Source organism: Streptomyces sp. NPDC048415 (genome assembly GCF_040651675.1).
In the GTDB taxonomy this organism is placed as follows: domain Bacteria; phylum Actinomycetota; class Actinomycetes; order Streptomycetales; family Streptomycetaceae; genus Streptomyces.
Genome location: NZ_JBEZKJ010000013.1, coordinates 52036 through 75830 on the forward strand (window position 1 = coordinate 52036; position 23795 = coordinate 75830).

Below are 23795 nucleotides of genomic sequence, written 5' to 3' on the forward strand. Positions count from 1 at the left end.
TGTCTGAAGCATGGGCATGGCGTGGGGTGGCGGCGCCTGGCGTTTTGCCGTCCCGCGTATTTCTTGCCGCCTCCGCCACGGGAGGATGGGGCACGGTCGTCGGTGGTTAAGACGCCCGGTTCCATTGCCAGGTTCCGGGCTGATCCCAACCAGCCCTGACCTTCACCGAGTACGTACCCACCACGACCGCTGTGACGCTCCGTCGAACTAGGCCAGTCGACCGCAATAAGCCGTTACCCGAGTCAGTTTTAAGCCAACTTTGCTTTCCCGCAAGGGTTACCGAGAGTCTCATGGACACCAGGAATCCCAGCAGGACAATGCTGGACATCCCCTCACGAGTGCGTGTACATGTGGAGACACTGCTAGCGGCGCAGGACAACATGGGGGTTTGCGATGCTATCGAGCAATACGCACCGGTCGGAAAGCCGGACGCCATGAACGCCCCTCACCTTCCGAAAGTGGCTGGAATCGATTCAACGGTTCCTTCGCCCGCACACACTGTTGCGCCGACGCCGAACCCCACGGGTGCCTCTTCGGCCACCTTTCCCACCGGCCCCGGAGCCGTTCTCCAAGATCGCCTCGCGGGCTGGGTCTCGGACCTCACCACGCTCCACGAACTCACCGAGCGTCTGGCACGCACCGCGACGCTGAGCGACGCGCTGCAGGAACTGCTGCGCGCCGGAGCCGCCCTCGTGGGCGCCCGGCGCGGTCTCGTCGTCATCGAACCGGGCGACGGCCTCGGCCCCGACACCACGATCGGCCTGGGCCTCGCCCGGGCGGACCTCGGCCACATCGAGACCGTGCCGCGCAGCTCCATGTCGTACGGCAGGATCCTGGAAGGACTGCCCGGCGGCGACGGCGAGATCGCCCAGCCGGACCTCTTCTCCGAGGACGGGCTCGACCCCCGCCACCGCGAGGTGGCCGCCCGCCTCGGCTACGCCGCGAGCTACGCGCTGCCCCTGTCCACCGAGGCGGCGGGCCGCCTGGGTGCCGCCGTATGGCTCTACGACGAGCCCGCCGAACCGGTCGAGCGCCAGCGCCACCTCATCGGCCTCTACGCCCGGTACGCCACCGAGCACCTGGCACGGCTGGTGGAACTGGAACGCACGCGCGCGTGCATGACGACGATCTCCGAGGAGCTGCTTCCCCCGCGGCTGCCCCGGGTCTCCGGCGTCCAGCTCGCCGCCCGGCACCGCACCGGTCCGCGCGGCGGCGGCGACTGGTACGACGCGCTGCCGCTGCCCGACGCCGCGCTCGGCCTCGCGGTCGGCTCCGTCACCGGGTCCGGGCCCAGCGCCGTCGCCGCGATGGGCCGGCTGAGGGCGTCCCTGAGGGCGTACGCCGTCATGGAGGGCGAGGACCCCGTAGCCGTCCTGTCCGACCTCGAACTGCTGCTGCGGCTGACCGAACCCGCCCGCTCCGCGACCGCCCTGTTCGCCTACTGCGAGCCCGCCCTGCGCAAGCTCACGCTCGCCGGTGCCGGGCACAGTCCGCCCCTGGTGATCGGCGCGCGGCGCACGGAGTTCGTGGAGACCTCCCTGTCGGCGCCGCTGGGAATGCTCGCCTGCTGGGAGGCGCCGAGCGTCGAACTGACGGCCCAGCCCGGCGAGACCGTGCTGATCTACACCGACGGACTGCTGCACCGCACCGGCGACCCCATGGACCGCGCCTTCGCCCGGCTGCACGCGGCGGCGGCGAGCGTCCCGAAGGCGTTGCGCAATGATCCGGGCGCGGTCGCCGATCACGTTCTCCGGAGTGTGCTGCCGGACGGGCTGGACGAGGCGGATTCCGAGGAGGACGTGGTGTTGTTGGCGGCTCGTTTCGAGTGAGCTGTCGGTAAGAGGTCTTCCGAGCCTGGGCCCCCTTCAGCACGACCGTACGATGGGGGAGGTCCAGAGTCGTATCTAGGAGGCAGACCGTGTCGGAGGCGCTCACCCCGGAGACCCCGGAAGCCGTGCTCGACGAAGCCGCTGACGAAGCGGGCGAAGAAGAGCCGATCAAGCAGCGCAAGAACGGCCTGTACCCGGGCGTGTCCGACGAGCTGGCCGAGAACATGAAGTCCGGCTGGGCCGACACGGAGCTGCGCGGCCTCGAGCCGATCGCGCAGGCCGAGTACACCGCCGCCCGCCGTGCCGCGCTCTCCGCGCGCTTCCCGGGCGAGCGCCTGGTGATCCCCGCGGGCAACCTGAAGACCCGCTCGAACGACACGGAGTACCCCTTCCGCGCGTCGGTCGAGTACGCGTACCTCACCGGCAACCTGACCGAGGACGGTGTCCTGGTCCTGGAGCCGGTCTCCGTCGGCCACAAGGCCACGATCTACCTGCTGCCGCGCTCCGACCGCGAGAACGGCGAGTTCTGGCTGTCCGGGCAGGGCGAGCTGTGGGTCGGCCGCCGCCACTCCCTCTCCGAGGCCGAGCAGCTCTACGGCATTGCCGCCTCCGACGTTCGTGAGCTGGCCGAGAAGCTGAAGGACGCCACCGGGCCGGTCCGGGTCGTGCGCGGCCACGACGCCGGCATCGAGGCCGCCCTGACCGACAAGGTCACCGCCGAGCGCGACGAGGAGCTGCGGGTCTTCCTGTCCGAGGCACGGCTGGTCAAGGACGAGTTCGAGGCCGGCGAGCTGCAGAAGGCGGTCGACTCGACCGTGCGCGGCTTCGAGGACGTCGTACGGGTCCTGGACAAGGCCGAGGCGACCAGCGAGCGCTACATCGAGGGCACGTTCTTCCTGCGCGCGCGCGTCGAGGGCAACGACATCGGCTACGGCTCGATCTGCGCCGCAGGTCCGCACGCCTGCACGCTGCACTGGGTGCGCAACGACGGCCCGGTCCGCTCCGGCGACCTGCTGCTGCTGGACGCGGGCGTCGAGACCCACACGCTCTACACCGCCGACGTCACCCGCACGCTGCCGGTCAACGGCACGTATACGGAGATCCAGAAGAAGATCTACGACGCCGTGTACGAGGCCCAGGAGGCCGGTATCGCGGCCGTGCAGCCGGGCGCCAAGTACCGCGACTTCCACGACGCCGCACAGCGTGTGCTGGCCGAGAAGCTCGTCGAGTGGGGTCTCGTCGAGGGCCCCGTCGAGCGCGTCCTGGAGCTGGGCCTGCAGCGCCGCTGGACCCTGCACGGCACCGGCCACATGCTCGGCATGGACGTCCACGACTGCGCTGCCGCGCGGACCGAGACGTACGTGGAGGGCACGCTGGAGCCGGGCATGTGCCTGACCGTCGAGCCGGGGCTGTACTTCCAGGCCGACGACCTGACCGTGCCGGAGGAGTACCGCGGCATCGGCGTCCGCATCGAGGACGACATCCTGGTCACCGAGGACGGCAACCGGAACCTGTCGGAGGGGCTGCCGCGCCGCTCGGACGAGGTCGAAGCCTGGATGGCGTCCCTGAAGGGCTGACATAGTGCCCCGCGAGGGCTGAGACGACACCAATGGCCGGGTGCCCTCCTGGGTACCCGGCCATTGGTGTGCCCAGGGGACTTTCGGTGTCCCTCCGGCTTTTTGTGTGCCTAGGGGGGCGGCTTTTCGTGGACGACTTCTGGTCCGGCGTCGGTGTGGACCTGCATCTGGAGCCGGACGCGGCGGCCGGGCGCCGAGCGGGACTCGAACGGGCGCTCAGGGACGCCGTGCGCGACGGACGGCTCGCCCCGGGCATCCGGCTGCCGGCGACCCGGCGGCTCGCCGCCGAGCTGGGCATCTCCCGGGGCACGGCGAAGGCGGCGTACGACCAGCTGGTCGCCGAGGGATATCTGACGGCGCGGCAGGGCTCCGGCACCGAGGTGGCGTCTCTGCCCGCCGACGACGCGTCGGTGGCCGTGCGTGCTCCACGCGCGCGTGCACCCCGTTTCGATCTGCGCCCCGGCAGCCCGGACGTCGGCACGTTCCCGGCGGCGGCCTGGCTGCGGGCACTGCGCCGCGCGATCGCGACGGCGCCCTCCTTGGCGTACGACTACGGGGACCCGCGCGGCCGACTGGAACTGCGGACGGCGCTGTCGGGCTATCTGGGGCGGGCACGCGGAGTGATCGCGCCGCCGGAGCGGATCGTCATCACTTCGGGGTACGTGCAGGGGCTCGCGCTCCTCACCCGCGTGCTGGACGGCGGGACGGTCGCCATGGAGGACCCCGGGTTGCCGTTCCACCGGAATGTGGTGCGCAAGGGCGGTGGGACCGTGGTGCCGCTGTCCGTCGACGAACGCGGCGCCCGCGCGGAGGAGTTGGCGTCCCTCGAGGCGGAGGCGGTGGTCGTCACGCCCGCGCACCAGTACCCGACCGGTGTCACGCTCCACCCCGAGCGGCGGCGCGCGCTCACCGACTGGGCACGCGCGCGTGAGGGGCGGCTGATCGTCGAGGACGACTACGACGGGGAGTTCCGCTATGACCGGCAGCCGGTCGGTGCCCTGCAGGGGATGGCACCGGGCCACGTCGTCTACTTGGGTACGGCCTCCAAGACACTCGGACCCGCCCTGCGCCTGGGCTGGATGGTGCTGCCGCCCCACCTGGTCGACGCGGTGGCCGACGTCAAGCTGCACAGCGACCACCACACCGAGACCATCGGGCAGTTGGCGCTCGCCGGAATGATCGACAGCCACGCGTACGACCGCCACGTGCGCGCGTGCCGTCTGCGCTACCGGCGCCGCAGGGACCAGCTCCTGGACCGGCTGGGGGCGCGCAGGAGCGTACGGGGGATCGCCGCCGGACTGCACGCGTTGGTGGAGGTGGCCGACGAGGCGGAGGCGCTGGCGCGGGCGGAGGAGGAGGGGCTCGCGGTCGGACATCTGGGGGATCACTGGCACGCTCCGGGCGACGGCCGGCCGCAGGGGCTGGTCGTCGGGTACGGGACGCCTCGCGAGCGGGTGTATCCCGAGGCGCTGGAGGTGCTGGGGCGGGTGCTGGACGGGCCCCCGCGCCGGCTGGGGGTGCCGGGCCGAGTCTGACGGACTGGGCGGGGTGCCGGACCGAAGTTGACGGATTGGGCGAGCTGCCGGACCGAAGCTCACAGACCGCACGAGCTGCCGGGCCGAAGCTCACCGAAGTTGACGGACTGAGCGAGGTGCCGGACCGAAACTCACAGACCGCACGAGCTGCCGGACCGAAGGTGGCAGACGTCATGGGGTGACCATGAAATGGGTCATGAAAAGCCGTGAGGAATGGGCCTGTTGAGCAGTCCATCCAGCCCATAGCGTCGAAGACATGACGAACCGCGCCGCACCATCCGCAGGCCTCGCGAAGGCGAGCCGCCTTGTCCCGTCGGCGGGCCCGCAGCGCGTCCTCGCCCTCGCCCAGCTGAGCAACTCGGTGGGGGACGGCGCCTATTACGTGACCTCCGCGCTGTACTTCACGCACGTCGTCGGCCTGGCTCCCGAGCGCGTGGGGCTCGGACTGACCGTCGCCTGGGCGATCGGCTCACTGGTGGGCGTGCCGCTGGGCCGGTTCGCCGACCGGCGCGGGCCGCGAGGCACGGCGGTGCTGCTGGCCCTCGCGACCGCGGCGGCGGTGGCGTCCTTCCTCGTCGTCCACGGCTTCGTCCCCTTCGTCCTCGCGGCGTGCGCGTACGCGTCCGCGCAGTCGGGGCTCGCGGCGGCCCGGCAGGCGCTGCTCGCGGGGCTGGTACCGGCCGGGGAGCGGACCGGGCTGCTCGCGCATCTGCAGTCGACGCTCAACGCCGGTCTGGCGGTGGGCGCGGGCCTCGGCGGGCTGGCCCTGCACGCCGGGACGCGGGCCGCGTACCTCTCGGTGTTCGCGGTGGACTCGGTGAGCTTCCTGCTGTGCGCGGCGCTGCTGCTGCGGCTGCCGTCGGTGGCGCCCGTCGCCGTGCGGCGCGGTCATGGGCTCGGCGTCCTGCGCGACCGCCCGTATGTGCTCGTCACGTTCCTCAACACCGTGCTGTTGCTGCGGATGCCGCTGCTCAGTCTCGGCATCCCGCTGTGGATCACCGAGCGCACCGAGGCGCCCGCCTGGCTGGTGTCCGCGCTGTTCGTGCTCAACACGGGAGCGGTGATGGTCTTCCAGGTTCGGATGGCCCGAGGCATCACGGGCCGGATGACCGCCACCCGCGCGATACGCCGCTCCGGGCTCGTCATGCTGGCGGCCTGCGCGGTCTTCGCCCTGTCGTCCGGTGCCTCGCCGTGGGTCGCGGCCGGAATCCTCTCGGCGGGCGCGGTGCTCCAGGTGGTCGCCGAGATGCAGCAGTCCGCGGGTTCCTGGCAACTGGCCTTCGACCTCGCTCCGGCCGACCGCATGGGCGAGTACCAGGGCTTCTTCGGCACCGGGGTCACGGTGGCCCGCACCATGGGCCCCCTGGTCCTGACGGCCCTGCTGGTGGGCTGGGGGACACCGGGATGGCTGCTGTTGGGGGGCCTGATGGTGGCGGCTTCGTACGGGATGGGGCCCGCGTCGAAGTGGGCTGCCGCACGCACCGTGACAGCCCGGAGTGAGGACCTGCTCAGCCCCGTACCGGTGAACTGACGACCACGGGCAGCGAGTCCACGAAGAGCGCCCCCGCCAGAAGCGCCCCGCTGCCGCGCGGGCTCCATGCGCGCGCGTGGAGGTCGTCGTCGAGGGCGGACAGGGCCTCGCGGCCCGCGTGTGTGAAGGTGCCGCCCGCTTCCAGCACCCCGCGGGCGCCCGCCTGGACATGGCGGAGACCGAGAGGACCGGCGGTGTACAGCAACTCGGTGTCCTGGAGGGTGGACATGACGGTGAGGAGGGCGTCGAGCCGGGCGTACGGTTCGGGCGTGCCGGCCGAGCGGACGGTGGCGAGCGCGTCCAACGCCCGGCGTACATGCGGGAAACCGGCGCGCGCCTCTCCGCGCGCCCCGGCCGCGCCGTACTTCGCCGAGACGGAGGACCCGCGGGAGGGCCGCCGCGGCGCCCGCCGGTCGGTGTGCGCCGCGATCCGCTTGGCGGTGGCGGTGACGTCGTCGCCGGTGGCGCGGGGGTTCAGGGCGGCGGCCGCGACCAGGAGCCCGAGGGCCCACAGGGCGCCGCGGTGGCCGCCGCCCGCCAGGGCGACCGAGTGCTCGGTGCACCGGCCGATCGCGCCCAGCTCGGCACGGAGTTCGGGTGTGGCCCGACCGGTGCGGCGGGCGGCCGCCGCCATGGCCGCGAGGCCGGGTGCCAGCGCCTTGGCCGACCAGCGCAGGGAGCAGTTGTCCCGGCGGGTCGTCCGGGCGTCGAGATCGCGCGGGTCGGGCAGTCCGGGTTTGGGGGCCAGCTCCAACTGCCCGGTCAGCGCGGCCACGGCGGCCCGCGCCAGCGTTTCGTCCTCGCGGCTGCTCATGGACGTACCTACGAAGACGCCGACGCGGACGGGGAGGCGCTGTCGCTGGGGGCGCCGCTCGGCGGCGTACCCGTCGGAGCGTCGCTCGGCGCGCCGCTCGGGGGCGTGCCACCGCCGCCGCTGCCCGCGCCGGTGTTCTCGGCGTCGGGGTCGATGCCGAGGGTGATGAAGCCCTTGTAGCCCTTGGACGGGTCCTTCTTGTGGACCGGTTCGAGGGTCAGCAGGCCGCTGGAGGCGCCGCCGCCGTCGTAGACCATGTCGTTGTCCAGGGTGGTGTAGCTGCCGGTGTGCTTCGAGTACGGCTCCAGCGTGAAGATCTCCTCGGCGATGTCGTCGGCGAAGAACAGCTGACCGGTGTAGTTGACCGTGCCGCCCTCGTAGGTGCCGTCCTCCTTCTCGCCGCCGGTGTGCACCTTGACGTGGATGTGGCAGGTGCGGGGCGTGTACCAGCCGGGGAAGATCGTCTCGAACTTGACGACCCCGTTGGCGTTGGCGACCTGGTATCCGCGCAGGTAGGTCTGGTCGTTGGCGGTGGAGCCGTCCTCGCTCTCGGCGGGCGCGGAGCCGCCGGGGTTGGCTGTGGTGTAGCCGGAGTAGTAGCCCCAGGCGTCGCAGTGCCAGATCTCCACCGCGGCACCGGAGACCGGGGCGCAGGAGTCGGTGGTGTCCTGAACGGTGATGCGCAGCGTCAGTGGAACGCCGCTCTTGCCCTCGGTGATGTCCTTGCGCACCAGGGCGCCGTCCAGGTAGTACGGCCCCTCGGTGACGCTGGACATCAGCACGCAGGTGCCGCTGCTCGCGCTCGCGGAGGCGGTGGCCTGCGTGTCGGTGGTCGTCGTTTCGTCGGCGAACGCCGCCTGGTACCCCGCGACCGCGAGGCCTCCGGCGGCGACCGTGCCTCCGGTCACCGCGATCGCGCGGCGCCGGGTGATCGACTTGTCTTTGTGGCTTCCCGTCATGCTGGGAAAATTAGGAACGTCAGCCCTCAAAGACGTGGGCGAGCACTGTCATTCACCTGTGGACTGTGGGAAGGCTGAAGTCGGCGTGCGGTGACGCGGATGCCGGGTAGAACCGCAAGCCGTGCGAGAGCCGAGGCAGATGGCGTTCGTACAGCTCCGCCAGGTCCTCCGTGCCGCCGCCCTCGACCCAGTGCCGTACCGGTGGGGAGTCCCTGGCCGCGTCCGCCGCCCGCGCCGGGAGTCCGTCCGTGCGCAGCCCGGCCCGATAGCCGAAGCCGAGGAGGCTGCCGAGGCCGGCCACGCCGAGGACGCCGCCGAGTTGCTGGACGGTGTCGAGCAGGCTGGTGCCCCTCCCGGTGGTGCCTTCGAGCAGGGAGCCCGTCACCAGGCTGGTCGCGGGTACGACGGCCAGGCCGACACCGCGTCCGGTGAGGGAGAGCCATAGCGCGGTGAATCCGTAGCCGCTGGAGAGCTCCGTGGTGGCTCCGAGGCAGACCCCTCCCGCGAGGAGGGCCATGCCGAGCGGGACGACGGTGCGGGCGCCGAGTCGCGGGACGAGGGCCTCGCCGCCTCCAGGCCGTCAGCAAATGCGCCAGGCCGTCAGCAGGGAAGGGTCCTTCCTCCACTTGAGGATCTTGTCGAAGCTGACCACCGCGCCGCCCCGCCCCGGCTGGTTGCCGATCTGGACGTGGTCGGCGAGTTCCTGGATCAGGCACAGGCCCCGGCCGTGCTCGGCGTCGCCGCGCGCCGGTCGCAGCGGGGTGCGGGCGCGCCCCGCCGGGAAACCGGGGCCGGAGTCGGTGACTTCGATGCGGCACTTCTCGCCATCGAGGTAGGCCGTCACCCGGTACGCCTCCGAGGAGGCGCCATGGGCGGCGTCCCCACCGTGCTCGACAGCGTTGGCGCAGGCCTCGCTGAGGGCGACGGAGAGGTCGTAGGAGATGTCCGGGTCGACGCCCGCGCTCTCCATCGTGCCGAGCAGCAGACGTCTGGCGAGCGGAACGCTCGCAGCCTCGCGCCGCAAGTGGAGTGACCACCAGATGCTCATGCTCCAGCCTCCTGGCCGCGGCTCGACATACCGTTACGTATTGCCGCAAGCACCCGTGCGCAATCGCCCACTTGCCGTGATGCCGCCCATACGGCGGACGCGCGTGCCACGGGCATCGGTGTATGCGCGGGTCGAGTTCGCCCGGAATGGTGATCTTCCGGTCATACGCCATCTGACGGACCTGCCGTAGGGGCCGGGTAAGCCCAGTGCGATGATGAGGCCGCCATGACTGCCGCCCACCAGCGTTCGGCGCGCTCCGGATGGGACCTCCGGATCCTCAGGGCCGCGGTGTTCGCCGCGGTCTGCGTCGTGCTGGCCGCGGCCGGTCATGGGCTCGCCTCCTGCGCCACGGTCCCCCTGTGGACCCTGGCCGCCGGCTTCCTCGCGGTCTTCGCCGTCGCCGTCGCGCCGGCGGGACGTGAGCGTTCGCTGCCGGGCATCGCCGCGGTCCTCGCAGTCGGCCAGACCACGCTGCACACTCTCTTCGGACTCGGCCAGTACGGCGGTCCGACGACCATGGGGTCCATGGGCTCGATGACGTCGGGCATGTCGATGTCCGACGCCTCGCTCGTCGAACGGGCCGCACGCCTGGTGTGCGGCACCACCGCGGCGGCGATCACTCCCGCACACGCGCAGCGGATCCTCGCCGACGCGCGGATCGACACGGGCATGACGTCGTCCTCCATGCACCACGCGGCGGATGCCGTATCCCCGAGCGCGGGCACCTCGATGTCGGTGCTGCCCTCCCTGCCGATGCTGCTCGCCCACGTCCTCGCGGCCGTGGCCGCCGGATGGGTGCTGCGCCGCGGCGACATGGCGCTGCTGCGTCTGATGCGACTGTCCGCGCAAGGGGTCGCCGAAGGGGCGCTCGTACGGTCCCTGCGCGCCGCGCTCGCACTTGTACGCGCCCTGCGCACGGGACTCCCGGGGGCGCCCGAGGCGGCGCGTGCTCTCCCCGCCGCGCTGCTCGCGCCTCCCGAACCGCGGACGACCGCGCTCCAGCACACCGTCATCCGGCGCGGGCCGCCTGTCTCCACCGCACTCGTCCTCGCTGCCTGACACGACGCGTCACTCCCCGAAGGGGCCGCCGTCGTGCGGCACGCGCGCGTGCCGTTGTGCGCACGCGGCCCCTCATCATCGGACTGACAGTGGAGTGTTCTCTGCCATGAAGGTTTCCCGTATCGCCGCCGTCGGCGCCGTCGCCGCCTCGGCCGTCCTCGGCCTGTCCGCCCCCGCCTTCGCGCACGTCACCGTGCAGCCCGACGGCCCGGCCGCCAAGGGCGATTACGCCACCGTGAACTTCAAGGTCCCCAACGAGCGCGACAACGCCTCGACGACCAAGCTCGAGGTCAACTTCCCGGCCGACCACCCGCTCGCCTCCGTCATGCCGCAGCCGATCGACGGCTGGAGCGTGAAGGTCACCAAGTCCAAGCTGGCCAAGCCGCTCACCATGCACGGCGAGAAGATCGACGAGGCCGTCACCAAGGTCACCTGGACGGCGAGCGGCAAGGGCATCGAGCCGGGCTTCTTCCAGAAGTTCCCGCTCTCCGTCGGCGCGCTGCCCGAGGACACCGACGAACTCGTCTTCAAGGCCATCCAGACGTACTCCAACAAGGAGGTCGTGCGCTGGATCGAGCCGCAGAAGGAGGGCGCGGCGGAGCCCGAGAACCCGGCTCCCGTCCTCGCGCTCTCCGCCGCGTCCGAGGAGGGCCACCACGGCTCTTCCAGCACCGAGGACGCCTCCGCCTCCAAGACGGCCGCCAAGAACACCACCGAGGCCGCGTCCTCCTCCGACAGCAGTGACACCACCGCGCGCGTGCTCGGCGTCGTGGGCATCGTCGTCGGCGCGGCGGGCGTGGCGTACGGCGTGCTGGCCGGACGTCGGCGCCCGAACGCCTGAGATACCGAGGCACAGCCCGCTTTCGGTGCGCACCGGGAGCACGTACGACCTGGCCGTTCAGACGTCGTACGACCCCGGTGCGCATCGGAGCGCTCACATCTGGGACATTTTTCTATGCGCAAGAAGACGTACGCCGTGGCCGCACTGTTCGCCGCGGCCGCTCTGACCCTCTCCGCCTGCGGCAGTGGCGACGACAGCAACAAGCCGATCGCCGACGTGTCCGCCGAGGCCGGCTCCGGCAAGGCCGCGACGGTCCTCGACCAGCCCTTCGAGAAGCCGGACCTCGTGCTCACCGACACGAACGGCAAGGAGTACGACCTGCGCGCGCAGACCAAGGGAAAGCCGACGCTCATCTACTTCGGCTACACCCACTGCCCCGACGTCTGCCCGCTGACGATGAACAACCTCGCCGTCGCCAAGAAGCAGCTGCCCAAGGCCCAGCAGGACAAGCTCCGCGTCGTGTTCGTCACCACCGACCCCGGCCGCGACACCCCCTCCGCGCTCGGCAAGTGGCTCAAGGGCATCGACTCCGACTTCGTCGGGCTGACCGGCGACTTCGCCACCATCCAGGCCGGCGCCCGCACCATGGGCATCTCCATCGAGCCGACGTCCAAGGACAAGAACGGCAAGCTCGTCTCCGTGCACGGCACCCAGGTCATCGCCTTCTCACCGAAGACCGACGGGGGCTATGTGCTCTACGGCGAGAACGCCACCGTCGACGACTACACCAAGGACCTTCCCAAGATCATCAATGGGGAGAATCCGTGAGGCGTCCCGGCCGTCGTTCAAGGCTCCTCACCGGATCCGCCGCGCTCATAGCCGCGGCACTGACGCTCGCGGGGTGCGGTTCGGATGGTTCCTCGGACGCCTCCGCCAAGCCCGAACTGAAGGTCACCGGCGCCTACATGCCCGCCCCCAGCATGGACACCATGGCAGCCGGCTTCTTCACCGTCACCAACTCCGGGGGCGCCGACACCCTCACCTCGGTCACCAGCGACCTCTCGCACGACCTCACGCTGCACTCGACCAAGGGCGGCTCGATGGAGGAGGAGAAGTCCTTCAAGGTGCCCGCGAAGGGCACGCTGGACTTCGCGAGCGGTGGCAACCACCTCATGTTCGAAAAGCTCACCCACAAGCCGAAGCAGGGCGAGAAGGTGTCCGTGGAACTGCACTTCGCCAAGTCCGGCACGATGACAATCGCCATGCCGGTGAAGTCCGCGACGTACACCCCGAAGACCGGGCACTGAGGGAGGGATCACCGTGACACAGACCATCGCCTCCCGCTTCCGGAGCTTCCGCATCCTCCTGCTGCTGTTCCTCGCCGTCTGCGGCGCGCTCCTGGCCGGCGCGGCGCCCGCCTCCGCGCACGCCGCGCTGACCGGGAGCGACCCGAAGCAGGGGTCGGTGGTCGACAAGGCGCCCGCCCAGGTCTCGCTCACCTTCTCCGAGGAGGTCGCGATGAACGACGGCTCGCTGCGCGTGCTCGACCCCAAGGGCAAGCGGGTCGACACCGGCAAGGCGACCAACCTGAGCGGCACCACGTACGGCGTGAAGCTGCGACCTGGGCTGCCTGACGGCACGTTCACCGTCACCTACCAGGTGGTGTCGGCGGACAGCCACCCCGTCTCGGGCGCCTTCACCTTCTCCATCGGTGCCCCCTCGCAGACCTCCGTCGCGGCGTCCGGCCAGGAGGTGGGCGGCGGGGTCGTCGGCGTGCTCTACGGCGCCGCGCGCTACGTGTCGTACGCCGGATTCATCCTCCTCGTCGGCGGCGCCGCCTTCGTGCTGGCCTGCTGGCAGCGCGGCGCCGGGGTCCGGCCGGTGCAGCGGCTCGTGATCGCCGGATGGCTCGCGCTGACCGGGGCCACGCTCGCACTGCTGCTCCTGCGCGGGTCGTACGTCGGCTCCGGCAAGATCGGCGACATCTTCGACCTGACCCTGCTCGGGCAGGTGCTGCAGACCAAGTCGGGCGCGGCCCTGGTCTCACGGCTGCTGTTGCTCGCCGCGGCGGCGCTGTTCATCGCGGTGCTCTTCGGGGCGTATGTGAAGCGGGACGAGGCCGACGCGTCCGGCAGCTCCGATGAGGCCGCGGCCGAGAAGAAGGACCTCACCTTCGGGCTCGCGATCGGTGGCGCCGTCGTCGCGGCGGGTCTGGCCGCGACGTGGGCGATGGCCGAGCATGCCTCGACCGGCATCCAGACGGGTGTCGCGATGCCCGTCGACGTACTGCACCTGCTGGCCGTCGCCGTCTGGCTCGGCGGCCTTGCGACACTGCTGGTCGCCCTGTTCCGGGCGCCGGTGGAGACACAGATCGAGACGGTGGCCGTACGCCGCTTCTCGCGCCTCGCGTTCGGCGCCGTCCTCACGCTGGTCGCGACGGGGATCTACCAGTCGTGGCGCCAGGTCGGCACCTGGTCGGCGCTCACCGACACGACGTACGGGCAGCTGCTGCTCGTCAAGGTCGGACTGGTGGCGGTCCTCGTCGGCATCGCGAGTATCTCGCGGCGTTGGACCGGGCAGCTGTTGGAAGCGGCCGGAGCCGTCGCGGCGACGGTGGTGGAGCAGCGCACGGCGAAAAAGACGACTGCGACGGTCGCACAGGAACGTACGGCCAAGAAGGCGACCGCGACGGTCGCGCAGCGACGCACGGCCAAGAAGACGCCCGCCGGCGTCTCCACCGACTCGCGGCGCGCCGCCCAGCTCGCCCGGCAGCGGGCCGCCGTGGCCACCGCGCGGGACAAGCGCGCCCGCGAAGCCGACCCCCACCGCTCGGGCCTGCGCCGCTCGGCGCTCACCGAGGCGGGCGTCGCCATCGTCCTGCTCGCGGTCACGACCGTGCTGACGACCACCGAACCGGGGCGTACGGAGGAAGCGGTCAAGCAGGCCACCGCGTCCGCCTCCCAACGGTCGGGACCGCTGTCCCTCAAGATCCCGTTCGACACGGGCGGCGAGGACGGCAAGGGCACCGTCGAGCTCACCCTCGACCCGGCCCGCGTCGGTGGCAACGAGATGCATGTGTTCGTGGAGCGGCCGAACGGCAAGGCCTTCGACGTCCCCGAGGTGAAGGTCGCCTTCACGCTCGCCGCGAAGGACATCGGCCCGCTGCCCGTGACCCCCGACCGCATCGCCACCGGACACTGGTCGGCGATCGGAGTGCAGATCCCCATGGCGGGCGACTGGAAGATCGCGGTGACCGTCCGCACCTCCGACATCGACCAGACGACCGTGAACAAGAACGCGAAGATCGGCTGAACCTCACCATGGCTGACCAGTCCACTCCGGAGGTCTCCTCCCAAGAGGTCTCTCCCAAGGGGGCGATTTTCGAAAATGCCCCTCTTGGGGAGGCCGTTTCTCAAGAGCCCTCTTCTGGAGGGGTCTTTTCACGGCGCCGACTGCTCGGCACCGCCGGTGCGACCGGTCTCGCGCTGGGCGCGGCCGGAGGCGCCGCCGGGTACGCCGCGGCGCCCTCCGCCCAGAAGGCCACCCCCCTGACCTCGCTCGGCACGGACGCGGTGATGTTTCACGGGAAACATCAGCCCGGCATCACCACCGCCCTCCAGGCCCGCGGGCACCTCGTCGCCTTCGACCTGGCCGCGGGCGCGGGCCGCAAGGAGGCCGCCGCCTTGCTGCGCCGCTGGTCGGCGACGGCCCAGCGGCTGATGGCGGGCGAGGCGGCCGCACAGGACGACACGGACGTCGCACGCGACGCCGGCCCGTCGTCCCTGACGGTCACCTTCGGCTTCGGACACAGCTTCTTCGCGCGTACGGGCCTGGAGAAGCAGCGCCCGGTCGCCCTTGACCCACTGCCCGACTTCTCCTCCGACCACCTCGACAAGACGCGCAGCAACGGCGACCTGTGGGTGCAGATCGGCGCGAACGACGCCCTGGTCGCCTTCCACGCCCTGCGCGCGATCCAGAAGGACGCGGGCAGCGCGGCCCGCGTGCGCTGGCAGATGACCGGCTTCAACCGCTCGCCCGGAGCCACCGCCCAGCCGATGACGGCGCGGAACCTGATGGGCCAGATCGACGGCACCCGCAATCCGAAACCGTCCGAGTCCGACTTCGACCAGCGCATCTTCGTGCCGTCCTCGGGCGACCCGGCGTGGATGGCGAACGGCTCGTACGCCGTCGTACGCCGTATCCGCATGCTCCTCGACGACTGGGAGAAGCTCTCGGTCAAGGCACAGGAGGACGTGATCGGGCGGAAGAAGTCCACCGGGGCGCCGCTGAGCGGCGGCACCGAGACCACCGCGATGAACCTCGACAAGACCGGCGCCGACGGCAACTACGTGGTCCCCATCAACGCGCACGCCCGGATCACCCGGCCCGACCAGAACGGCGGCGCCGCGATGCTGCGCCGCCCATTCTCCTTCCACGACGGCATCGACAGCGACGGGGTGCCCGACGCGGGACTGCTCTTCGTCTGCTGGCAGGCCGATCCGCTGCGCGGGTTCGTCCCCGTCCAGCGCAAGCTCGACCGCGGCGACGCGCTCTCCACGTTCCTCCGCCACGAGGCGAGCGGGCTGTTCGCGGTGCCGGGCGGGGCGGCGGAGGGGGAGTACGTGGGGCAGCGGTTGCTGGAGGGCTGAGCCGGGCCCCGGGGCCCCCGGGGCCGTTCGTCGGCCAGGTTTGGTACGGCCCATTAGGGTGACGGTATGTCGGCGACGCGCTACACGTATCTGGGCCCCGAGGGAACCTTCACCGAGGCCGCTCTCCGCACGCTTCCGGAAGCCGCGACGCGGGAGCTGGTGCCGATGGTGTCCGTCCCGGCCGCGCTCGACGCGGTGCGCGGCAGCCAGGCCGCGGGCGCGCTCGTCCCGATCGAGAACTCGGTCGAGGGAGGCGTCACCGCCACCCTCGACGAACTCGCCAAGGGCGAGCCGCTGATGATCTACCGCGAGGTCGTGCTCCCCATCGCGTTCGCGCTGCTGGTCAGGCCCGGCACGACCCTCAAGGACGTCAAGACGGTCACCGGGCACCCGGTCGCGCAGCCCCAGGTGCGCAACTGGCTCGGCACACACCTTCCGGACGCCTTGTGGGAGTCGGCCGCGTCGAACGCGGACGGCGCCCGCCTGGTCCAGGAGGGCCGTTACGACGCTGCCTTCGCCGGCGAGTTCGCGGCGGCGACGTACGGGCTCGAACCGCTGGTGGCCGAGATCCACGACGCGGCGAACGCCGAGACCCGCTTCGTGCTGGTCGGCCGCCCGGCCAGGCCCGCGGCCCCGACCGGAGCCGACAAGACGTCCGTGGTCATCTGGCTCGGCGACGACCACCCCGGCGCGCTGCTCGAACTCCTCCAGGAATTCGCCGCACGCGGCGTCAACCTGATGCGGATCGAATCGCGGCCCACCGGCCAGGGCATCGGCAACTACTGCTTCTCGGTGGACGCCGAGGGCCACATCACCGACCGCCGCGTGGGCGAGGCGCTGATGGGCCTCAAGCGAATCTGCCCGCAGGTGCGGTTCCTCGGGTCCTATCCGCGGGCCGGCGTCGCCCTCGAAGACGTACGGCCGCTGCGGCCGGGTACGTCCGACGGCGCGTTCTCTGCGGCGTCGGACTGGCTGGCGCGCTGCCAGGACGGCCGCTTCTAACCGGTTCTGTCCGTAACCGCTGCTGCGCACCTTTCCTACCTGCTGATTTTCTTCATCCACAGGTGTTATCCACAGGTGTGCTTCTCGACCTGGGGACAAGTCGACAACGAAGCGCTACATCGTCGACAAATCGGCCTACCAGCCCCAAGTTCGTCCACAGCCCCCCACGTCACCCCTCGTCCACTCTTTTCCCTTGATCAATCCTTTGGAGCGAACCATTTCCACTCGAACGTGGGTGTAGAGAGGGTTTGACCCGGGAATTCTTCGTCCCACTTGCGGCTTTCGGAACGATCACTTCCGGAGTCCACAGATCTTCCGCACAGCCTGTGGATAACTCTTCGGGGGCGTGGATTCCTGTGGACAACGACTTCTCAAGTCCTGTGCCGCACAAGGAAGTCCAGTCAACCGGAGCGCCGCCATCTGCCCCGTTTCAGGGAGTACGACCCCTTTCATTGACGTCGCCATTGACGCCGATTGATGATCAAGAGATTCACATGGCATTTCGCTCATAACGTGACACACGTCACGCACGGGAATATCGAGTCGTAGGCCGGAACCGCTCACCGGTAGCCTTGAGGGGTGATTGACCTTCGCCTGCTCCGTGAGGACCCCGACCGTGTTCGCGCCTCCCAGCGCGCCCGTGGAGAGGACGTCGCGCTCGTCGACGCCCTCCTCTCCGCCGACGAGCGGCGCAGGTCGTCCGGCATCCGCTTCGATGAGCTGCGTTCCGAACAGAAGGCGCTCGGCAAGCTGATCCCCAAGGCCTCGGGTGACGAGAAGGCCGAGCTGCTGAAGAAGGCGGGCCGGCTCGCCGCCGACGTCAAGGCGGCCGACGCCGAGCAGCACGAGGCGGACGAGGAGACCAAGCGGATCCTGCTTCAGCTGGGCAACCTCATCCACCCCGACGTCCCCGTCGGCGGCGAGGAGGACTTCGTCGTCCTCGAGACGCACGGCACCATCCGCGACTTCGGCGCCGAGGGCTTCGAGCCCAAGGACCACCTGGAGCTCGGCGAGGCGCTCGGCGCGATCGACGTCGAACGGGGTGCCAAGGTGTCCGGCTCGCGCTTCTACTACCTGACGGGTGTCGGCGCGCTCCTCGAGCTCGCCCTCGTCAACGCGGCGATCGCGCAGGCCACCGAGGCCGGCTTCATCCCGATGCTGACCCCGGCGCTGGTCCGCCCGCGCGCCATGGAAGGCACCGGCTTCCTCGGCCAGGCCGCGGAGAACGTGTACCACCTGGAGAAGGACGACTACTACCTGGTCGGCACCTCCGAGGTCCCCCTCGCGGCGTACCACATGGACGAGATCCTCGACGCCGACAAGCTGCCGCTGCGCTACGCCGGCTTCTCGCCGTGCTTCCGCCGCGAGGCCGGCACCTACGGCAAGGACACCCGCGGGATCTTCCGCGTGCACCAGTTCGACAAGGTCGAGATGTTCTCGTACGTCGCTCCCGAGGACGCGGAGAACGAGCACAAGCGGCTCCTGGAATGGGAGAAGCAGTGGCTCACCGGCCTCGATCTGCCCTTCCAGGTCATCGACGTGGCCTCCGGCGACCTCGGTGCCTCCGCGACCCGCAAGTTCGACTGCGAGGCGTGGATCCCGACCCAGGGCAAGTACCGCGAGCTGACCTCGGCCTCGAACTGCGACAGCTTCCAGGCCCGCCGCCTGTCCGTGCGCCTGCGCGACGGCAAGAAGGTCCAACCGCTCGCGACGTTGAACGGCACGCTGTGCGCCGTACCGCGCACGATCGTCGCGCTCCTGGAGAACCACCAGCTCGCCGACGGCTCCGTGCGGGTGCCGGAGGTGCTGCGTCCGTACCTGGGCGGCCGTGAGGTCCTGGAGCCGATCTCCGAGTGACCGGCACCGCTGGGTCGAGCGGGGCAACCGCTTCGACCGGGGCGTTCCCCTACAAGCTCGTCGCGACCGACCTCGACGGGACGCTGCTGCGTTCCGACGAGACGGTTTCGGATCGTACGCGTGAGGCGCTCGCCGCGATCACCGCGGCGGGCGCGGCACACATCGTCGTCACCGGACGCGCTGTGCCCTGGACCCGGCACATCCTCGACGACCTCGGCTATGACGGCCTCGCGGTGTGCGGTCAGGGCGCGCAGGTGTACGACGCGGGGGAGCACCGGCTGCTCACCTCGGTGACGCTGGACCGGCAACTGGCCGGTCTGGCGATCGCCAAGATCGAGGCGGAGGTCGGGCCGTTGCTGCTCGCCGCGAGCCGCGACGGGCTCGACGGCGAGGTACTGGTCGGCCCCGGCTACCGGGTACACGACGGCCCGCTCCCGGTCGTGCCCATCAAGGACGCGTCCGATCTCTGGTCGGCCCCCCTGAACAAGGTGTACGTCCAGCACCCGACGCTCTCCGACGACGAGCTGGCCGCGGTGGCCACGCAGGTCGCCGGCGGACTCGTGGGCGTCACGATGGCCGGCGCGGGGATCGTGGAACTCCTCCCCCTCGGTCTCTCCAAGGCGACGGGGCTCTCCCTGGCGGCCCGCCGCCTCGGCGTGCAGGCCGCGGACACGATCGCCTTCGGCGACATGCCGAACGACATCCCCATGTTCGCCTGGGCGGCGCGCGGGGTGGCCATGTCCAACGCCCACGACGACCTCAAGGCGATCGCGGACGAGGTGACGTCCTCGAACGAGGAGGACGGGATCGCGGTGGTGCTGGAGCGGTTGCTGAACCTCTGAGAGGGCGGCAATGGCGTGGTTCGTCTTGCGGAGGATGCGCGAATCGAACGCGCGCGGGGTTTTACCCCCGACCACGACTCGCCTTTGATGAAACACAGCGCAAGCCGGTGCCTTACCTCTCGGCCAATCCTCCGGGTGGGCGGCCCGCGCGAGACGCGCGCTCGAAGTGGCCGCCCCGGGCAGCCCCCCGTGCGGAGCGGGGTTCGACGGAGGGGTAACTACTCCGTAACCCGCCGCGGGCTGCCCTGTCGGGAGCTCGACGAACTGCTCCTGATGAACATCGTCGTGCTCCTCTCCCAGAAAGCGGCGCCGGCTCGATGCGGCGGCGTGGACACAACTACTGTGCGCCGACGCCGACTTGGGCGCCACCGAATAAAACCGGTGTCAGCGGCGACGCCATCTGCGCCGGCGCCCCTTGCTGAAGAACCATCCCGCGGGCGGCTCGTCGGAGCGCCAGGGCTGCGGATCGGGTCCCTCCTCGCGCCAGCGGGCGGCGAGCATACGTGCGCGGGCGGACGGCTCGGTCGTCTCCGCGGACCGTATGAAGTTCTCGTCCAGGACGAGGTCGTCCCAGACGTCCTCGGACTGCTCCCGTCCGTCACCGTGTGGTTTCTCGGCTGCCATCCCCGTTCCTCCTGGCTGTGCGTCCCCGTTTGCCCAGTGTGCCCGGACACAGGTGAAGCCACTGTCAAGAAAAGGGGCTCCACGCGCGCGTGCATGGCGACAACAACAGGCACGCGCGCGTGGAGCCCCCGCTCACTCCTCGCCGGCCAGCGTCAGCGACCTCAGCCGCTGCCCGGCGTACCAGGTGGCGAGAACGGTGACCGCGACCAGCAGCACCGTCGCGGTCGTCAGACCCACGTCCGAGGTGACGAGGTCCCCGCCGGTGACCTTGTGGCCCACGGCGAGCGCCCACTGCTGGACGCTGAGCGTGCGCGCGCCGGACACCAGCGACCCGAAGAGGGCTTCCCAGACGAGGGCGTAGACGAGTCCGAAGACCACCGCGTGCCGGGTCACGGTTCCCAGGAGCAGGAAGAGGGCGGCGTACGCGATCGAGGCGACCAGCGCGGCCACCGTGTAGGCGACGGCGACCTGCTGGCCGTTGCCGTTCAGGATCATGCCCGCGATGAACGTCGGCACCGCCGAGAACGCCATGGTGACGGCGATCGCGACGATCAGCTTGGTGAAGATGATCGTGGGCCGCTTGAGGGGCTTGGCGAGCAGATACACCACCGAGCCGTCGTCGATCTCGGGCCCGATCGCGCCCGTGCCGGCGATGACGCCGATGATCGGCACCATCGTGGCGAGCGCGAACCCGCCGAGCAGGTCCGAGGCCACCTGGTCGTCGGCCCCGGCGAAGCCGCGTACGGCCGCGGAGATCACGATGAGCAGGACGGGCAGGACGCAGAGGATGAGAGCCCGGCGGCGGCCGAGCAGGCCCCGATAGGTGAGCCGGGCGACTGTGGGGTCGTACATCTTCGGCCTCCTACGCCGCGACGAGATACGAGAAGACGGACTCGAGGGACTCGTCGGACGGCGAGACCGTGAGCAGCCGGATGCCGTGCTCGCGCGCGACGCGCGGCAGCAGGGCGGTGAACCGGCCGAAGTCGACCGCCTGGATGCGCAACGCGCCCTCGGCGAGGTCGACCTCGATGCCGGACGTCGACGGGTCGGCGATCAGCGCGGCGGCGAGTGCCCGGTCGTCGCTGGAGCGGACGAGATAGCGGTGCGGGCGGTCGGTCATCAGACGGCGGATGCGGCGGAAATCGCCGCTCGCCGCGTGCCGTCCGGCGACGATCACCTCGATATGGGCGGCGAGTTGTTCGACCTCTTCGAGGATGTGGGACGAGAACAGCACCGTGCGGCCTTCGTCCCCCATGCGCCGCAGCAGGTCCATGAGCTGCATGCGCTGGCGCGGGTCCATGCCGTTGAACGGCTCGTCGAGCAGCAGCAGCGACGGGTCGTGGACGAGGGCGGACGCCATCTTGACGCGCTGCCGCATGCCCTTGGAGTACGTCGAGATCTTGCGGTCCTGCGCGTACTCCATCTCGACGGTGGCGAGGGCCCTTTGGGCGGCCTTCGCGCCGAGGCCGTGCAACTCGGCGTTGGCGATGACGAATTCGAGGCCGGTGAGGAAGTCGTACATCGCCTCGCGCTCGGGGACGATGCCGATCTGCCGGTAGATCTGTTCGTTGCGCCAGGTCGGCTCGCCGTCAAGGGTGACGGTGCCCGTGGAGGGGGCCAGGAAGCCGCCCATCATGTTGATGAGGGTGGACTTTCCGGCGCCGTTCGGGCCGAGCAGGCCGGTGACTCCCGGGCCGATGGTCATCGTGATGTCGTTGACCGCCACCACGTTGCCGAACCAGCGTGAGACGTGGTCGATGTTGAGCGTGGTCACAGCCCGACCTTTCGGTAGCGGCGCATCAGGAGGCCGTAGCAGCCCGCGATGAGACCCAGGACGACGATGAGGTAGACGACGCCCTGCCCGGACGAGGGGCCTTCCCCTCCGGGGAAGGCGGAGGTGGCGCCCAGGAAGGCCGTCTGCACTCCGTCGATGAGCGTGATCGGCGAGAACAGGCCGAGCCATGGGACGGCTCCCGTGCTGGACTGCTCGAAGGCGATGGCCTGGACGGTGGACACGGCCCCGTAGGAGATGGTCAGGGCGGCGATGACGGCCGCGATGCCGAAGCCGCGGCGCGGGGTGACCGCCGAGATGACCAGGCCGATCCCGGCGAAGAGCAGCGACAGCAGTGCCACGGAGACCAGTCCCTGTGCGAATCCCTTGGTCTGGTCGGCGAAGTCGAGCTTGGCCAGCAGCGCCCCTACGTAGAGCACGATCAGCGGTGCGGCCGTGAGGACGAAGAGCGCCGAGGCGAGGGCGGCGTACTTGGCGCGTACGTAGTCGACGGTCTCGATGGGCCGGGAGAAGTACAGCGGTACGGTCTTGAAGCGCAGGTCGCGGGAGACCGACTGGGGGCCCTGTGAGGCGACGTACAGGCCGATGACGGCCTGCATGATGACGGCGTAACGGGTGTAGTCGACGGGCAGGTCCTTCGCCTTGGTGGCGACCGCGACGGCCACCATGATCAGCGCGGGGACGCACATCACCACGAAGAGCAGCATCGGCAGCACCTTGGACTTGACCGAGCGGCCCAGGCCGTAGGCACCGCGCAGGGACTGCGAGTACAGCGAGCGGCGGGCGTAGGCGCGGCCCAGGCGCGGGCCGTCGTAGTTGCGGTAGCCGATGTTGTGGATACGGGTCTGCTCACCGGGCTGGGTGAGGGGCTGCTCAACCGCCATGGCCGACCGCCTCCTTCCGCTGTTCGTCGCTGTCCTTGAAGACCTCCGCGATGTGGTGCCTGCGCTGTTCCATGCGGACCAGGCCGAGGCCGAGGTCGGCGACGATGTCGCGGATGACGTCGTACGTCTCCTCGCCCTCCGCGGTGAGCAGCAGGATGTGTCCGGCGCCCGGCAGGCCGCTGCCGTCGTGGGTCTCGATCCCGCGCGCGTGGAGCACGTCGCGGACCGCGCCGGTGCCGTCCGGGTGTTCGTCGGTGTCGGTGACCTCGATGGCGAGGGTCGTGGTGGTCTGGGTGAAGTCCGTGGTGGAGCTGGAGCGCAGCAGCTTTCCGCCGTCGATGACGACGACGTGGTCGCAGGTGCGCTCCAGTTCGCCCAGGAGGTGCGAGGTGACCAGGACCGAGATGCCGAAGTCGGTGTGGATGCGGCGGATCAGCCCGAGCATGTCGTCGCGCCCGACCGGGTCGAGGCCGTTGGTCGGCTCGTCGAGGAAGACCAGCTGCGGGTCGTGGACGAGGGCCTGCGCGAGCTTGACGCGCTGCTTCATGCCCGTCGAGTAGCCGCCGATGGGGCGGTAGCGCTCCTCGTACAGGCCGACGTGGCGCAGCGTGTCCGCGGTGCGCTCGCGGGCCGCGGTCGGCGGGAGCCCGGACATGCGCGCCATGTGGACGACGAACTCGGTGGCCGAGACGTCGGGTGGCAGGCAGTCGTGCTCGGGCATGTACCCGACCCGCTCGCGGATGGCGCCGCCCTCGGTGGCGACATCGAGGCCGAGCACTCGCGCGCGGCCCTCGGTGGCGGGGGACAGACCCAGCAGGATCTTGATCAGTGTGGACTTGCCGGCTCCGTTGGCTCCGACGAGTCCCGTCACACCGGGCCCGACGTCCACGGAGAGCCGGTCAAGCGCGGTCACCCTGGGGAACCGCTTGCTCAGGCTTTCGGTCGCGATCACAGTCACGCTTCGAAGGTAGTGGCGCACACCACAGCGGTCGTCAGACCACGGAGCTGGATC

General features: G+C 70.5%; 22 protein-coding genes and 1 tRNA gene. 13 read left to right on the forward strand and 10 right to left on the reverse strand.

The features are described 5' to 3' along the window. Window positions 1-317: 317 nt before the first annotated feature. From AB0D27_RS12175 to AB0D27_RS12190, 4 genes are all read left to right on the forward strand, one after another. Window positions 318-1829 (forward strand): PP2C family protein-serine/threonine phosphatase, encoded by a 1512-nt coding sequence (locus tag AB0D27_RS12175; RefSeq protein ID WP_362506124.1) that lies wholly within the window; start codon window positions 318-320, stop codon window positions 1827-1829. Between the two features lie 125 nt (window positions 1830-1954). Then, window positions 1955-3406: an aminopeptidase P family protein gene (locus AB0D27_RS12180; protein WP_362506127.1), complete on the forward strand. Its 1452-nt coding sequence runs from the start codon at window positions 1955-1957 to the stop codon at window positions 3404-3406. A gap of 128 nt (window positions 3407-3534) precedes the next feature. Further along, complete coding sequence (locus AB0D27_RS12185) at window positions 3535-4941, forward strand: PLP-dependent aminotransferase family protein (protein ID WP_362505934.1); 1407 nt, start codon at window positions 3535-3537, stop codon at window positions 4939-4941. A gap of 256 nt (window positions 4942-5197) precedes the next feature. Next, window positions 5198-6472 carry an MFS transporter gene (locus AB0D27_RS12190; protein WP_362505937.1) on the forward strand — a complete coding sequence of 425 codons (1275 nt, stop codon included), beginning with the start codon at window positions 5198-5200 and terminating at the stop codon, window positions 6470-6472. Here the strand turns inward: AB0D27_RS12190 and AB0D27_RS12195 are convergent. The 4 genes from AB0D27_RS12195 to AB0D27_RS12210 form a co-directional block, all read right to left on the reverse strand. Next, window positions 6450-7286, reverse strand: a complete 837-nt coding sequence (locus AB0D27_RS12195; RefSeq protein WP_362505940.1) for a triphosphoribosyl-dephospho-CoA synthase — start codon at window positions 7284-7286, stop codon at window positions 6450-6452. The genes AB0D27_RS12190 and AB0D27_RS12195 overlap by 23 nt on opposite strands. A gap of 8 nt (window positions 7287-7294) precedes the next feature. Then, window positions 7295-8245, reverse strand: a complete 951-nt coding sequence (locus AB0D27_RS12200; RefSeq protein WP_362505942.1) for an intradiol ring-cleavage dioxygenase — start codon at window positions 8243-8245, stop codon at window positions 7295-7297. A 52-nt stretch (window positions 8246-8297) separates the two neighbouring features. Continuing rightward, on the reverse strand, window positions 8298-8762 hold the full coding sequence (locus tag AB0D27_RS12205) for a hypothetical protein (RefSeq protein ID WP_362505945.1): 465 nt from the start codon (window positions 8760-8762) through the stop codon (window positions 8298-8300). A gap of 63 nt (window positions 8763-8825) precedes the next feature. Next, window positions 8826-9293: an ATP-binding protein gene (locus AB0D27_RS12210; protein ID WP_362505948.1), complete on the reverse strand. Its 468-nt coding sequence runs from the start codon at window positions 9291-9293 to the stop codon at window positions 8826-8828. A 225-nt stretch (window positions 9294-9518) separates the two neighbouring features. Between AB0D27_RS12210 and AB0D27_RS12215 the strand changes: the two genes are divergently transcribed. The 9 genes from AB0D27_RS12215 (at window position 9519) to AB0D27_RS12255 (ending at window position 19483) form a co-directional block, all read left to right on the forward strand. Further along, on the forward strand, window positions 9519-10352 hold the full coding sequence (locus AB0D27_RS12215; RefSeq protein WP_362505951.1) for a hypothetical protein: 834 nt from the start codon (window positions 9519-9521) through the stop codon (window positions 10350-10352). Between the two features lie 106 nt (window positions 10353-10458). Next, complete coding sequence (locus AB0D27_RS12220; protein WP_362505953.1) at window positions 10459-11193, forward strand: YcnI family protein; 735 nt, start codon at window positions 10459-10461, stop codon at window positions 11191-11193. Window positions 11194-11307: 114 nt separating this feature from the next. Next, window positions 11308-11961: an SCO family protein gene (locus AB0D27_RS12225; RefSeq protein ID WP_362505956.1), complete on the forward strand. Its 654-nt coding sequence runs from the start codon at window positions 11308-11310 to the stop codon at window positions 11959-11961. Continuing rightward, complete coding sequence (locus tag AB0D27_RS12230) at window positions 11958-12440, forward strand: copper chaperone PCu(A)C (protein ID WP_362505959.1); 483 nt, start codon at window positions 11958-11960, stop codon at window positions 12438-12440. Before AB0D27_RS12225 ends, AB0D27_RS12230 begins: the two co-directional genes overlap by 4 nt. Window positions 12441-12453: 13 nt before the next feature. After that, window positions 12454-14445 carry a copper resistance protein CopC gene (locus AB0D27_RS12235; RefSeq protein ID WP_362505962.1) on the forward strand — a complete coding sequence of 664 codons (1992 nt, stop codon included), beginning with the start codon at window positions 12454-12456 and terminating at the stop codon, window positions 14443-14445. Window positions 14446-14453: 8 nt separating this feature from the next. Then, entirely contained in the window at window positions 14454-15782 is a 1329-nt protein-coding gene (gene efeB / locus AB0D27_RS12240) for an iron uptake transporter deferrochelatase/peroxidase subunit (RefSeq protein WP_362505964.1), read from the forward strand. A gap of 66 nt (window positions 15783-15848) precedes the next feature. After that, window positions 15849-16784, forward strand: a complete 936-nt coding sequence (pheA, locus tag AB0D27_RS12245) for a prephenate dehydratase (protein ID WP_362505966.1) — start codon at window positions 15849-15851, stop codon at window positions 16782-16784. A gap of 579 nt (window positions 16785-17363) precedes the next feature. Further along, a complete protein-coding gene (serS, locus tag AB0D27_RS12250) occupies window positions 17364-18641 on the forward strand; it encodes a serine--tRNA ligase (RefSeq protein ID WP_362505968.1) in 1278 nt (425 codons plus the stop codon). Continuing rightward, window positions 18638-19483 (forward strand): HAD family hydrolase, encoded by an 846-nt coding sequence (locus AB0D27_RS12255; RefSeq protein WP_362505971.1) that lies wholly within the window; start codon window positions 18638-18640, stop codon window positions 19481-19483. The genes serS and AB0D27_RS12255 overlap by 4 nt, the downstream gene beginning before the upstream one ends. 28 nt (window positions 19484-19511) lie before the next feature. On the opposite strand, the gene AB0D27_RS12260 is transcribed toward AB0D27_RS12255, so the two are convergent. From AB0D27_RS12260 to AB0D27_RS12285, 6 genes are all read right to left on the reverse strand, one after another. Beyond that, window positions 19512-19616: transfer RNA gene (locus AB0D27_RS12260), tRNA-OTHER, on the reverse strand. A gap of 251 nt (window positions 19617-19867) precedes the next feature. Next, the gene (locus AB0D27_RS12265; protein WP_362505974.1) at window positions 19868-20107 is read right to left on the reverse strand and encodes a hypothetical protein; all 240 of its coding nucleotides are present in this window, start codon (window positions 20105-20107) and stop codon (window positions 19868-19870) included. Window positions 20108-20239: 132 nt separating this feature from the next. Then, window positions 20240-20959, reverse strand: a complete 720-nt coding sequence (locus AB0D27_RS12270) for an ABC transporter permease subunit (protein WP_362505977.1) — start codon at window positions 20957-20959, stop codon at window positions 20240-20242. Window positions 20960-20969: 10 nt separating this feature from the next. Continuing rightward, entirely contained in the window at window positions 20970-21881 is a 912-nt protein-coding gene (locus AB0D27_RS12275) for an ABC transporter ATP-binding protein (protein WP_362505980.1), read from the reverse strand. Further along, complete coding sequence (locus tag AB0D27_RS12280; RefSeq protein WP_362505983.1) at window positions 21878-22783, reverse strand: ABC transporter permease subunit; 906 nt, start codon at window positions 22781-22783, stop codon at window positions 21878-21880. The genes AB0D27_RS12275 and AB0D27_RS12280 overlap by 4 nt, the downstream gene beginning before the upstream one ends. Then, window positions 22773-23741 carry an ABC transporter ATP-binding protein gene (locus AB0D27_RS12285; protein ID WP_362505986.1) on the reverse strand — a complete coding sequence of 323 codons (969 nt, stop codon included), beginning with the start codon at window positions 23739-23741 and terminating at the stop codon, window positions 22773-22775. Before AB0D27_RS12285 ends, AB0D27_RS12280 begins: the two co-directional genes overlap by 11 nt. Between the last annotated feature and the right edge of the window lie 54 nt (window positions 23742-23795).